Genomic DNA, 13,004 nt, shown 5'->3' with positions numbered 1-13,004 from the left:
CCCCTAACCCTGTGGCGGACGCGGCCAGAGGGACCGAAAATGCAGCCAAAAAGGCCGAAAATTGCAAAAAACCCCTCAGATCCGACCGCGCTGACGGCGCAAGGTGCGGCGCTAGGCCGCGGTGTCCCGCCGCCCCGCGCCCCCGCCTTGCGCACGGCGGCGCCCGTTCAGGCGAAGGGCGGCGGACGGATCCTGGGGGCAGGACGCTTTTGGAGGGGTTCTGCTGACACCTCCTGTCAGCAGAACCCCTCGCAGCAACACCGCGACATTTGTTCGCATCTTGTTCTTGTGTTAATTCCCGGATCGAGCCCTACATATAGCCGTCGCGTTGCATCCTCCCGGCAGCGCCCAGATGCGACCCAAGCGTTCCGGAAAACATGGCCGAACAACTGAACTTCATCCGCGTGCGTGGCGCGCGTGAGCACAATCTGAAGAATGTCAGCGTCGACATTCCGCGCGGCGAACTGGTGGTGCTGACCGGCCTGTCGGGCTCGGGCAAGAGCTCGCTGGCGTTCGATACGATCTATGCCGAGGGTCAGCGGCGCTATGTCGAGAGCCTTTCGGCCTATGCGCGCCAGTTCCTGGAGCTGATGAGCAAGCCCGACGTCGACCTGATCGAGGGTCTGTCGCCGGCCATCTCGATCGAGCAGAAGACCACCTCGCGCAATCCGCGTTCGACGGTCGGCACGGTCACCGAGATCCACGACTATATGCGCCTGCTGTGGGCGCGGGTCGGCATCCCCTATTCGCCGGCCACCGGCCTGCCGATCGAGAGCCAGACCATCAGCCAGATGGTCGACAAGATCACCGTCCTGCCCGAGGGCACGCGCCTCTATCTGCTGGCCCCCGTCGTGCGCGACCGCAAGGGCGAGTACAAGAAAGAGATCGCCGAGTGGCAGAAGGCCGGCTTCCAGCGGCTGAAGATCGACGGCGAATATTATCCGATCGAGGACGCGCCCGCCCTCGACAAGAAGTTCAAGCACGACATCGACGTGGTCGTGGACCGCGTCGTCACCAAGCCCGACATGGAACAGCGCCTGGCCGACTCCATCGAACAGGCGCTTCGTCTCGCTGATGGCCTCGCTGTCGCCGAGTGGGCGACGATCGACGAGGGCGAGAAAGAGCCCAAGCGGCTGCTGTTCTCGGAACGCTTCGCCTGTCCGGTCAGCGGTTTCACGATCGCCGAGATCGAGCCGCGTCTGTTCTCGTTCAACAATCCGGCGGGCGCTTGCCCGGCCTGCGACGGCCTGGGCGCCAAGCTGGCCTTCGACGCCGACCGCGTCGTTCCCGACAAGGACAAGGCCCTGCACAAGGGGGCCATCGCGCCCTGGGCGAAAGGGCCTTCGCCGCTCTACACCCAGACCCTGCAGGCCCTGGCCCGCCACTACGGCTTCTCGATGGACGAGCCGTGGCACAAGCTGCCGCAGACCGCCCGCGATGTGGTGCTGCACGGCTCGGGCGGCACCAAGATCAAGTTCGTCTATGACGACAACGCCCGCAAATACGAGGTCGACAAGCCGTTCGAGGGCGTGATGCCAAACCTCGAACGCCGCTGGCGCGAGACGGACTCCTCGTGGGTGCGCGAAGAGCTGGCCCGCTACCAGTCCGACACCCCCTGCGAGGTCTGTCACGGCAAGCGCCTGAAGCCCGAGGCCCTGGCGGTGAAGATCGCCGGCATGGACATCGCGGAAGTCTCGATGCTGGCCATCCGGCCGGCCAAGGACTGGTTCGCCGGCCTGGAAGCCCAGTTCAGCGACAAGCAGATGGAGATCGCCCGGCGGATCCTGAAGGAGATCAATGATCGCCTTCGGTTCCTGGTCGATGTGGGCCTGGACTATCTGAACCTCTCGCGCGGCTCGGGCACCCTGTCGGGCGGCGAGAGCCAGCGCATCCGTCTGGCCAGCCAGATCGGTTCGGGCCTGACCGGCGTTCTGTATGTGCTGGACGAGCCGTCGATCGGCCTGCACCAGCGCGACAACACCCGGCTTTTGACCTCGCTGCAGGGCCTGCGGGACCTGGGCAATTCGGTGCTGGTGGTCGAGCATGACGAAGAAGCCATCCTCACCGCAGACTATGTGATCGACATGGGCCCGGCGGCGGGCGTGCACGGCGGCGAGATCATCGCCGAGGGCAAGCCGGCCGACATCATGGCCAATCCCGCCAGCATCACCGGCCAGTACCTGACCGGCGTGCGCGAGATCGCCGTGCCCGAGGACCGCCGCCCGATCAACAGGAAGAAGATGCTGCGGGTCATCGGCGCCACCGGCAACAACCTGAAAAACGTCACCGGCGAGATCCCCGTCGGGACCTTTACCTGCATCACCGGGGTTTCCGGTGGCGGCAAGTCGACCTTCACGATCGAGACCCTCTACAAGGCCGCCGCCCGTCGCCTGAACAACGCCAGCGACGCCCCGGCCCAGCATGAGCGGATCGAGGGGCTGGAGAATTTCGACAAGGTCATCGATATCGACCAGTCGCCCATCGGCCGCACCCCGCGTTCGAACCCGGCCACCTATACCGGCGCCTTTGGCCCGATCCGCGACTGGTTCGCCCAACTGCCGGAAAGCAAGGTGCGCGGCTATGGCCCCGGCCGGTTCAGCTTCAACGTCAAGGGCGGCCGCTGCGAGGCCTGCCAGGGCGACGGCCTGATCAAGATCGAGATGCACTTCCTGCCCGACGTCTACGTCACCTGCGACGTCTGCAAGGGCAAGCGCTACAATCGCGAAACCCTTGAGGTGCTGTTCAAGGGCAAGACCATCGCCGACGTGCTGGACATGACGGTGGAAGAGGCCGCCGACTTCTTCAAGGCCGTGCCGCCGATCCGCGACAAGATGGAGACGCTGAAGCGCGTGGGCCTGACCTATGTGAAGGTCGGCCAGTCGGCCACCACCCTGTCGGGCGGCGAGGCCCAGCGCGTGAAACTGTCCAAGGAACTGTCAAAGCGCGCCACCGGCCGCACGCTCTACATCCTCGATGAGCCCACCACCGGCCTGCACTTCGAGGACACCAAGAAGCTCTTGGACGTGCTGCATGAGCTGGTCGACCAGGGCAATACCGTGGTGGTCATCGAGCACAATCTGGATGTGGTGAAGACCGCCGACTGGCTGCTGGACTTTGGTCCTGAAGGCGGCGACGGCGGCGGCGAGATCGTCGCCGTGGGCTCGCCCCAGGACGTGGCCAAGGTCGAGGCCTCGTGGACCGGGCGCTATCTGAAGGACGTGCTGGACCGCCACGAAGAGCGCCGCAAGGCGCGGGTGGCCGAGCTGAAGAAGGCAAAGAAGAGCGCCTGATCTCCCTTCCCCCTCGATGGGGGAAGGGCCTTTGATCAGATGCCGGCGCCGCCCACCGACTCCGACGCGCCGCCGTTTTTCAGGATCTGATAGATGGTGGGCGCCGGCGAAAACATGATCAGCGAGGTCAGCACCGAGATCACGCCCGCAAACACCGCGCGGGCTATGCCGATCGGGGTAAAGAAAGTCGACAGCGAGGTCATGTCCGGCTCGAACAGTCCCGACAGGCCGGTGATCCCGCCCGAGACGATGGCGCCCACGGCCGCCACGATGGTCATGATCAAGAAATAGACGATCACCGCCATCACCGCGGCCAGCAGATAGGCGCCCAGCAATGACCCGACATGGCCCTTCGTCTGGGCCCAGGAGGCGCGGACCGACACCTTGCCGGTGTCGAAGGTGATCGCCGAGGCGAAGGACAACCGCACCGCCACATAGATCATCAGGCAGGCCACGGCGATGAAGGTGATCAGGCCGACCAAACCGGCCATCGCGCCGCCGCCGCCGCTGGCCGCGACGGTCACGCCCAAGAGGACGGCCATCACCAGAACGGCGACGATATAGACGCCCAGCATGAACAGATTGACCAGCACCAACGTTCCGGCCTGACGCAGTTCGTCCGCGCCCAGACGCAGATAGGCCGAGCGGCTGTCGGCGGGTCGCAGGACCATGCGGTTGACGGCCGCCAGCATCACCGAATAGAGCGCCAGGCTATAGACCAGCGAGACGCCCATCAGCGGCAGCAGGCCGCCCATCGCCGCCATCATCTCGTCGGGCGAGGCGGTCTTTTCGGCGCTCATGGCCATGAAGGCGGTCAGCTGCGGACCGGCCACAGCGATGGTCAAGCTGCTGGTGATCAGCGACAACACCGTCATCGCCACCGCCCAGACCGCGATCGTCCGGGGATGCTCGCGAACCAGCCGAAACCCGACGAAGGCCGCGTCGGAGGCGGAGAACTTGGACATGAAACCCTCAGGCTACGAGATGAAGCGCCCCCTAGGCCTAACAAGGTTTGCGCCCTTTCGACAGGGCGCGGACGGCAAAATCGTCCTTCAGGTGAATGCGGCTTGTCCGCCGGGCAGCCCGATCCTAACATCTGTTTGAAAGCGGCCGATAGCGCTGCGGGAGGACGATTGATGAAGCTCTATGGCGAAGCCAATCCCGCGCCCAATCCGCGCCGGGTGCGCATCTTCCTGGCCGAGAAGGGCGTCGACCTGCCGGAGATCAGGATCGGCATGCGCCAGGGCGGGCACAAGTCGCCCGAGCACAGGGCCCGCAACAGCCTGGGCCAGGTGCCGACCCTGGAGCTCGACGACGGCACGATGATCAGCGAGAGCGTCTCGATCTGTCGCTATCTTGAAGCCCTCCATCCCGAACCGCCGATGTTCGGGACCACGCCGCTGGAACAGGCCCAGATCGACATGTGGCTGCGGCGGGTGGAGTTCCAGCTGCTGATCCCGATCGGCATGTTCTGGCGCCACGCCCATCCCCTGACCGCCGCCCTGCTGACCCAGCACAAGGATTTTGGCGAATCCAACCGCCAGACCGTGGCCAAGGCGATGACGTGGCTGGACCGCGAACTGGCCGACGGCCGGTCGTTCATCGCCGGCGAGACCTATTCGATCGCCGACATCGTGGCCCAGACCACGCTCGACTTCGGCGGTTTCATCGGGCTGGAGGCTCCCGCCGACACCCCGCACCTGACCGCCTGGCGCGAGCGGGTCGGGTCGCGGCCCAGCGCGGCGGCGTAGGTTTCCTCAAGTTCAAGCTCAAATAGCTTGTCATCCCGGCCGCAACGAAGCGGAGCGCCGGGACCCAGGGCAAACGCAATGCGCCGGCCCCTGGGTCCCGGAGAGCCTCTGCGAGGCTTCCGGGATGACAAGATTATAGGACTTCAATCTTTAGGCGGCCTAACCTTCAGCCTTGATCAGCTGCCCGAACGCCGCCGCCGGGGCCGCTGTGACGATCACCGCTTGCAAGGTCAGGAACACCGGCGCCAGCAGCAGATTGGCCAGCAGGGCCAGGATCAGACGCGGATGGCTGGCGGCCGCTCCGCCGGCGATGGGGTCTTCCAGTCCGCCGGCGATGATCGCGCCGACGATGCTGGAGATCGTCGTACCCACGATCGAGACGATCAGGCAGGTGACGATGACGATGACGATCATTCCCAGCAGCCGCAGGAACTGGCCATGGGTCAGCAGCCAGGCGGCGCGCGGGTCGATGTGTCCGCTCATGAAGGCGTGGGGCGCCAGCAGCGACAGGCGCACAGCCACCCAGGTCGACAGGCCGATCACCGTCAACCCGCCTAGAAAGCCGAACCAGCCGGCGGCCGGGGACTCGCCCAGCAGCGCCGTGCCCAGGGCGACGACGCCGCCCGGGATCACCGCCACCATCAGGGCGGCCGCCCAGTGGATCAGGGCCACCACCAGCAGCCGCAGGTCCTCACGGCCGATGCGCAGATAGGCCCAGCGGCGCTCCTGCGGCCGCAGCACCGAGCGCATGATCGCCGCCGACAGGATGGCGCCCAGCACCAGGGCCAGCAGGATCAGCAGCACCATCACCCCGCCCAGTTGCGAGACGAAGTCGAGGATCTCGCGCGGGTCGGCCGACGACGAGCGCAGGGCCAGATTGGCCCGGTCCTGCTCGCCCAGCACCAGCTTGGCCAGCAGCCCCAGCAGCGGCAGCATGACCAGCGAAAATCCGGCCCAGGCCAGCACGGCGACGGGATGGCGGCGCATGATCCGCAGGCCTTCGAACGCGGCGGCGGCGGGTGAAAGCAAGGTCATCTAGACATCCCGCAAAGGCGACGCCGCCAGCATATGTCGGCGTCGGTACACATAAACCAGGGCCCCGGTCCACACCGGCGCCAGATAGCCATAGGCGAAGATCGCGCCCAGAACGGCCAGGGAAAGCTGGAGGTTCGCTCCACCCCAACGGGCGACCAGGCTGGACAGCGCCGCCAGCCCCGCCACCGGCGCCGCCAGCACCAACCCCGCCCCCAGGATGGGCAGAACCACGCCGCGCGTCAGCGGAAAGGCGCTCAGCACCTTGATCCCCCCCTGCTCCACCGTGGCCGCCGCCGCCAGGGACAGCCGCGCGCCCAGCCAGACCAGCAGGGCCAGGCCCAGCAGCGGCGCGGCGCCGGCGACGATCGCGCCGGGACCCGAATGGGCCATGGCGACGCGCCAGGCCTGAGCCGAGGTGGCGTCGAAATCCGGCGCATTGGCCCGCGCCACGCCCAGAGCGATCGCGCCGACCACCGTGGCCAGCACCGTTCCCACCACAATGAACACCACGGCGATCAGCGCCTGGGCGCCGAGCAGCCGCCACTCGTCCTGGCCCCAGCGCAGGCCGGCCAGTCCCGACGGACGGCCAAAGGCGCGGCGATACAGCGCGCCCCAGGCGATGATCACGGCCGTCAGCTCCAGCGGGATCGCCAGGCCGCGGGCGCCCAGCGGCAGGCTTTGGGAGACCGCACTGATCAGCACAGCGGCCAGCAGCGCCGCCCAGCAGGCGCGCACCGACGGCGCCAGGCCTGAAACGCCCGCGCGAACGGTCGCGCCGATCGCGACCGGTCCATCGGTCATGCTGGCTCCCCTTGGTTCAAAGTCGTTTCGGCGCGAGTCACGCCGATGGACCGACAGGCTACGACGCCGACCCCGGGCTTGGCGACGCGTCACGGCCGTGTCCCGACGAATTTCCCGCCGGCGTTGCCGCCACGCCGCGGCCCGCTCAGCGCTCCGAGGTCAGGGCCTTGTAGGCCGCCGCCCAGGGCGCGCAGAGCACCGTGAACACGATCGCCGCCACGACAGACCAGATCAGGCTGAAACCGGCGATCCACGGCCAGAACATCTGCAGCAGCACCATCGGCGACTTTTCGAACAGCGCCAGGACCTGCTCGGGATTGGCCCGGGCCAGATGGGGACCGCCCAGCAGGAACAGCGCCCCGAAGCTCACCCCCTCGACCAGCAGCTCGATCAGGACCACGAGAACCACGACCAGGGCCGCGACGCCCAGCAGGGCCCAGGCCTTGCCCTTCGTCAGGCTCCAGGACTCGAACAGCCGGAAGGTCCTGTCGGCGAAGGTCATCGGCCCGGCCATCGATAGGCGCAGGGCCACCCAGATCAGGGTGACGGGCAAGGCCACGATCGGGATCACGGCAAGGATCCGGATCGCGATCTCGCCCCCGCCCCCGACCTTGCCGGCGATCACGAACAGCAGCGCCGCCAGCAGACCCGCCAGCAGTATCCCCAGGGCCAAGACGATCATCGCCAGCACGGCCTGCACCAGAAACAGCAGGGCCAGCCACAGCTCCTGCCCCCCCAGCCGCAGATAGCCGAACGCGCTCTGGCCCGGGTTGAGCACGGCGCGGAACACCGCCGCGCAGATCACCGCCTTGACCCCGGCCGACCAGAACCAGCTGATCAGTTGCACGCCGATCACGCCGGACTGCAGGGCCATGATCTTCTGGAACATGGCCGGAGACATCTCATCGCCGGCCTGGCCCTGGGTTTTGGCCATCTGGATAAAGTCCTGCATGATCGGCAGCATCTGGCTCATCAGGGCCAGCAACGGGATCAGCAGCAGCACCAGCAGCGCCAGCCCCCAGATCGCCACGGCCCACGGCTTGCGGGCGATCAGCCCAAGACCCGCCGTCGCCGTGCTCGTCACCGATAGTTTAGCCATGGTCCCCACCTTTGCCTGCCGTGATAACGGCGTTCAGCGATGGGCGGACCCTACACCTTCGGCCGACCTCGCCAAGGGGGCGCCCCTGAGGCGTGCGCGCGAGGTTTCCCGACGCGCCCGGCGGGGTTATGAGAGCGCCATGAACACCAAGACCTCCTCGCTCGCCCCCATCCACGTCATAGGCGGCGGCCTCGCCGGTTCCGAAGCCGCCTGGCAGATCGCCCAGGCCGGTGTGCCGGTGATCCTCCATGAAATGCGGCGCGACGAGCCCTCAAGCAGCGAAGCGGTAGGGCAGACGGGAACGCCCTCGATCAGCGAAGCGGTAGGGCAGACGGGAACGCCCTCAAGCAGCGAAGCGCTAGGGCAAACAAAAAAGATCCGCACCGAGGCGCACCACACCGACGGCTTGGCCGAGATGGTCTGCTCCAACTCGTTCCGCTCGGACGACTGGCAGTTCAACGCCGTGGGCCTGCTGCACGCCGAGATGCGCCGCTGCGACAGCGTGATCCTGTCGGCCGCCGACCAGCACCAAGTGCCCGCCGGCGGGGCCCTGGCCGTCGATCGCGACGGCTTCTCCGCCGAGGTCACCCGCCGCCTTGAGGCCCACCCGCTGGTGACCATCGTGCGTGAGGAAATCGCCGGCCTGCCGCCCGAAGATTGGGACAGCGTGGTCGTCGCCACCGGCCCCCTCACCTCGCCGGCCCTGGCCGACGCGATCCTGGACCTGTCGGGCGAGGGCCAGCTGAGCTTCTTCGACGCCATCGCCCCGATCATCCATCTTGAGTCGATCAATATGGACGTCGCCTGGCGCCAGTCGCGCTACGACAAGGAAGGCCCCGGCGGCGACGCGGCGGCCTACATCAACCTGCCCATGGACAAGGCCCAGTACGAGGCCTTCGTCGACGCCCTGATCACCGGGCCCAAGGCCGAGTTCAAGGAGTGGGAGCACGTCCCCTATTTCGACGGCTGCCTGCCGATCGAGGTGATGGCCGAGCGGGGCCGCGAGACCCTGCGCCATGGCCCGATGAAGCCGGTGGGCCTGACCAATCCGCGCGATCCGCTGGTCAAGGCCTACGCCATTGTCCAGCTGCGCCAGGACAACGCCCTGGGCACGCTGTGGAACATGGTCGGCTTCCAGACCAAGCTGAAGCACGGCGCCCAAGCCGAGGTGTTCCGGATGATCCCGGGCCTGGAAGAGGCCCAGTTCGCCCGGCTGGGCGGCCTGCACCGCAACACCTTCATCAACAGTCCGCGCCTGCTGGACCGCAATCTGCGCATGAAGGTCGCGCCCCGCCTGCGCTTCGCCGGCCAGATGACTGGGGTCGAGGGCTATGTCGAAAGCGCCGCCACCGGCCTGCTGGCCGGCCGCTTCGCCGCCGCCGAGCGCCTGGGCCGGACGCTTGACGCCCCGCCCGCCACCACCGCGCTTGGAGCCCTGGTCGACCATGTCACCGGCGGCCACATCGAAGGCGCGGTCGAGCCGGGCAAGACCAGCTTCCAGCCGATGAACATCAATTATGGCCTGCTGCCGCCGATGGAGACCCCCAAGACCGGCGAAGACGGCGTGAAGATCCCGCTGAAGGAACGCGGCCGGGCCAAGAAGCGGCTGATGAGCGTGCGGGCCCTGGCCGATCTGGACGCCTGGCTGGAGGCCAGCCAGGCCGAGCTGTCCTAATCTTCACTTGCCCATGGGTTCGGTTAACAGCGATAGCTGAGCCTGGTCTTCGCCTCTGGCGTGAAGACCATCGGCCCAGGGGCGCGCTTGCCCTAAGGTCGAGCTTGGGTCTGGGAGCGTTTGACGGGCATGTCTGACCACGAACACCAACCGGCGCCGCCGCCCGGGGCCGCTGATCTGCCAAACCGCACGGCGCCCTCGGCGACGCCGCCGCTCCGCTCGGGCCCCTATCGGGCGCCTGACGGCATCCTGACGCCGATCCAGGACAGCGAATATTTCTCGCACGACCCCGCCGCCACCGAGAAGGTCTCGGCCCATATCGACGAGTATTTCAACCAGCCGCTGGACATCTTTCCGTTCTGGGAAACCGACGGCAAGCCCGACCGCTTCCACGTGCTGTACGCCCGCCAGATCGAGGAGCGGTTTCCCAACGACGCCGACATCCGCGGCGACATCTACGCCTATGGCCGCGGGATTTTCGACGCCCTGCGGGTCCACGTCATCATCAAGCGGGTCAGCCAGACCCTGGCCCTGATCGGCCTGGCGGTCCTGGCCCTGCTGGGGCCGATCTGGTTCAGCCGCTGGACGGGCTCGGAGCTCTACGGCGCCGCCCTGGCCGCCGCCGCGATGCTGGCGGTGTTTGGTCTCTATTGGGCGTCGCAGGCCATCCTGTTCACCCAGTACCGCTTCAAGCTGGAAAACGACTCCTACCAGCTGTCGCGCTCGGTGGTGCAGCGCACCCGCGAGCTGCAGAACCTGTTCACCAGCGGCCGGGCCATGGCCGACCAGGCCGAGACCGAATACCAGCAGGACGGCAAGGGCTGGGGCCAGCGCGCCCTGTACCTGACCCGCCTGACCATGTGGCTGGGCGCGCGCATGGAATATCTGGAAAAGTACGTGCAGATGGAGCTGTGGCGCGTGCGCCGCGAACGCTACTGGATGCGCTGGTTCTCGCGCTTCATGACGCCGCTGGTGCTGCTGGTCTGGCTGGGCGCGTTCCTGGTCGCGCCCGCGCCGCAGGGCCATCAGGCGGCCTTCCGCGGTCTGCAGGCCCTGGCCGTGATCATCGGCTGCGCGGTGACCTTCTTGTCCTATTTCCGCTGGCAGACCCCGACCTCGGCCGTGCAGGACAAGCTGGGGGTCGAGAACTGGGTCCGCTACGCCTCGCTGGACGTCGACAACGCCGTCGCCGACCAGGTGCGGCGCGACAAGGAACGTCTGGTCGAGTACCGCGCCCTGACGCGCGGCGGGCGCTAGGCCTTCCGGGCAGCGCGCGGATCGGGATAGAGGCGCAGGCCCTTCAGGGCCAGCTTCAGCGCCTCCCAGACGATGGCGGCCATCACCCCGATGACCTGCCAGGGATGGCCCAGCACGGCGCGAAGCAGGGCTGCGTCGGTCAGCTCGCGCCGCTCGCCATGGAAACTGGTGGTCATCACCAGACCCTGAGTGTCGAACACATCGACTCCGACATGGACCGTCTCGGCCGGGGCCGCCACCTCGAAAGCGTAGCGCAGATCCATCGGCATGAACGGCGAGACGTGGAAGGCCTTGTCGCAGCCCTGCTCCACCCAGCCGTCGCGCTCGCGCCGCACCGGCAGCACATAGTCGTGGCGCTGGCCAAAGGTGTTGCGCACCGCATAGACGATCGCCCCCAGGGGCCCCTGCCGCTCGCGACAGAAATAGACGCTGAGCGGATTGAAGCCATGACCCAGCACCCGGGGCATGCACAGCAGGGCGATGCCGGGATCGTCCAGCCGGATGTCATGGGCCGCCAGCTTGGCCAGCACCGACTCGCGGATCGAGCCGCTCCCGTCCACGACATGGTCGCGGTCGGCCAGCGACAGCAGGTTGAAGCGGTTCAGCGAGAACAGCTTCAAGCGCTTGTCCAGCGCCTCCAGCTCGTCCAGATCCAGCAGCAGCATGAAGAGGCGATAGCGCAGCCGGTGACGCTTGGGCCGCGCCCGCTCATGGACCACCGCCCCATCATACAGCGTTGAGCCCCAGGTCACGCCACCAGCTCAAGCGCCTCGTCGGGCGCGGGCGCGGCGTCCACGAAGATCCGGCCGGAGGGATCGGGAGTCAGCCAGGGCCGCAGGCCGCCGCCCAACTGCTCGGCCACGGCCAGACCAGCCTGCAGACCGTCCTCATGAAAGCCCGAGCCGAAATAGGCCCCGCAGAACCACACCCGGTCGCGGCCCTGCAACGACCATAGCCGGCGCTGGGCCAGCATGGCCGGGCCGTCGAACAGCGGATGCTCATAGACCTGATCGTGCAGCACCGCCTGGGCGCGCGGCGAGGCCTGCGGGTTCAGCGACAGGAAGAACGGGGCGTTGGTGTCCAGCGGCTGGAGCCTGTTCATCCAGTAGGTCACCCCGCCCTCGCCGCCCTCGGCCCGGCGGCCCACATGGTTCCAGCTGGCCCAGGCGGCGGGGCGTTTGGGCATCAGGGCCTTGTCCCGGTGCAGCACCGCGCGGTTGCGGCTGTAGCGGAAGGCGCCCAGCACTTCGGTCTCCTGGGCGGTCGGGGCGGCCAGCATGCGCAGCGCCTGGTCGGCATGGGCGCCGATCACCACCTGGTCGAAGCGGCGGGTCTGGCCGGTCATGTCCTCGACCGAAACGCCGTCGGCGGTCCGTACGATCTGGCGCACGGGCCGGCCGGCCAGGATCTCGCCGTCGAAATCGGACGCCAGCCGCGACACATAGGCCTGGCTGCCGCCCACCACCGTGCGCCAGATCGGACGCTTGTCGATCGGCAGCATCAGGCCATGGTTGTCGAAGAACCGCAGCAGGGCGGCGGCGGGGAATTCGCGGATGTCGCGCATCGAGGCCGACCAGATGGCGGCGGCCTGCGGCAGCAGGTGATCTTCGGCAAAGGCCTGGCCGAAACCCTGCTGGCGCAGATAGTCGTCCAGCCGGCACAGCCCGCCCTTCTCCAGATCGGCTATGTCGCGGGTCCCGGTCTTGTAGAAGCGGGTGACGTCCAGCAGCATCTTCAGGAAGCGCGGGTTCAAGGCGTTGCGCTTCTGGGCCAGCAGGTTGTTGCTGCTGTATTCCAGCGCGCCATCGTCCAGCGAGACGCCGAACGACATGTCGCTGTCCACCGTCTCGACGCCCAGATGCTCAAACAGCGCCACCAGGTTGGGATAGTTGGGCTCGTTGTAGACGATGAACCCGGTGTCGACCGCCACCCCCTCGACCCGCACCGTGTTGGCGTGACCGCCCAGCCGGTCGTCGGCTTCGTACAGGGTGACGTCGTGTTGCTTTGACAGAAGCCAGGCGGCCGACAGGCCGGCGATGCCGGATCCGATCACGGCGATGCTCAGGCGGGGCGTTGGGCGAGACACGGACAAAAAG

At 67.4% G+C, this 13,004-nt stretch carries 10 protein-coding genes; 4 read left to right on the top strand and 6 right to left on the bottom strand.

Annotation, left to right across the window (positions count from 1 at the left end; all coding sequences use genetic code 11):
- The first annotated feature begins 377 nt into the window (after positions 1 to 377).
- Positions 378 to 3,290, top strand: a complete 2,913-nt coding sequence (gene uvrA / locus ACW18B_RS08505; RefSeq protein ID WP_492051154.1) for an excinuclease ABC subunit UvrA — start codon at positions 378 to 380, stop codon at positions 3,288 to 3,290.
- 35 nt (positions 3,291 to 3,325) lie between these two features.
- On the opposite strand, the gene ACW18B_RS08500 is transcribed toward uvrA, so the two are convergent.
- The gene (locus tag ACW18B_RS08500; protein WP_492051152.1) at positions 3,326 to 4,255 is read right to left on the bottom strand and encodes a hypothetical protein; all 930 of its coding nucleotides are present in this window, start codon (positions 4,253 to 4,255) and stop codon (positions 3,326 to 3,328) included.
- A gap of 171 nt (positions 4,256 to 4,426) precedes the next feature.
- Here ACW18B_RS08500 and ACW18B_RS08495 point away from each other — a divergent pair, with 171 nt between their 5' ends.
- Positions 4,427 to 5,041, top strand: a complete 615-nt coding sequence (locus ACW18B_RS08495; RefSeq protein WP_492051151.1) for a glutathione S-transferase family protein — start codon at positions 4,427 to 4,429, stop codon at positions 5,039 to 5,041.
- Between the two features lie 159 nt (positions 5,042 to 5,200).
- Here the strand turns inward: ACW18B_RS08495 and ACW18B_RS08490 are convergent, their stop codons facing one another.
- The 3 genes from ACW18B_RS08490 to ACW18B_RS08480 form a co-directional block, all read right to left on the bottom strand.
- Positions 5,201 to 6,076: a hypothetical protein gene (locus ACW18B_RS08490; RefSeq protein WP_492051150.1), complete on the bottom strand. Its 876-nt coding sequence runs from the start codon at positions 6,074 to 6,076 to the stop codon at positions 5,201 to 5,203.
- A complete protein-coding gene (locus tag ACW18B_RS08485; RefSeq protein WP_492051148.1) occupies positions 6,077 to 6,877 on the bottom strand; it encodes a hypothetical protein in 801 nt (266 codons plus the stop codon).
- A 145-nt stretch (positions 6,878 to 7,022) separates the two neighbouring features.
- Positions 7,023 to 7,976, bottom strand: coding sequence for a hypothetical protein (locus ACW18B_RS08480; RefSeq protein WP_492051147.1), 954 nt, complete (start codon positions 7,974 to 7,976; stop codon positions 7,023 to 7,025).
- A gap of 139 nt (positions 7,977 to 8,115) precedes the next feature.
- Here ACW18B_RS08480 and trmFO point away from each other — a divergent pair, with 139 nt between their 5' ends.
- Positions 8,116 to 9,651, top strand: coding sequence for a methylenetetrahydrofolate--tRNA-(uracil(54)-C(5))-methyltransferase (FADH(2)-oxidizing) TrmFO (trmFO, locus tag ACW18B_RS08475; RefSeq protein WP_492051145.1), 1,536 nt, complete (start codon positions 8,116 to 8,118; stop codon positions 9,649 to 9,651).
- 129 nt (positions 9,652 to 9,780) lie between these two features.
- Complete coding sequence (locus ACW18B_RS08470) at positions 9,781 to 10,908, top strand: hypothetical protein (RefSeq protein ID WP_492051143.1); 1,128 nt, start codon at positions 9,781 to 9,783, stop codon at positions 10,906 to 10,908.
- Here the strand turns inward: ACW18B_RS08470 and ACW18B_RS08465 are convergent.
- Both ACW18B_RS08465 and ACW18B_RS08460 read right to left on the bottom strand, forming a co-directional pair.
- The gene (locus ACW18B_RS08465; RefSeq protein WP_492051141.1) at positions 10,905 to 11,660 is read right to left on the bottom strand and encodes a DUF1365 domain-containing protein; all 756 of its coding nucleotides are present in this window, start codon (positions 11,658 to 11,660) and stop codon (positions 10,905 to 10,907) included. The two genes, ACW18B_RS08470 and ACW18B_RS08465, sit on opposite strands and share 4 nt — an antisense overlap.
- Complete coding sequence (locus ACW18B_RS08460; protein ID WP_492051139.1) at positions 11,657 to 12,994, bottom strand: NAD(P)/FAD-dependent oxidoreductase; 1,338 nt, start codon at positions 12,992 to 12,994, stop codon at positions 11,657 to 11,659. Before ACW18B_RS08460 ends, ACW18B_RS08465 begins: the two co-directional genes overlap by 4 nt.
- Positions 12,995 to 13,004 lie beyond the last annotated feature (10 nt).

This window comes from Caulobacter sp. FV2ps19, assembly GCF_058681035.1.
This window is presented reverse-complemented; position numbering and strand designations above follow the sequence as displayed.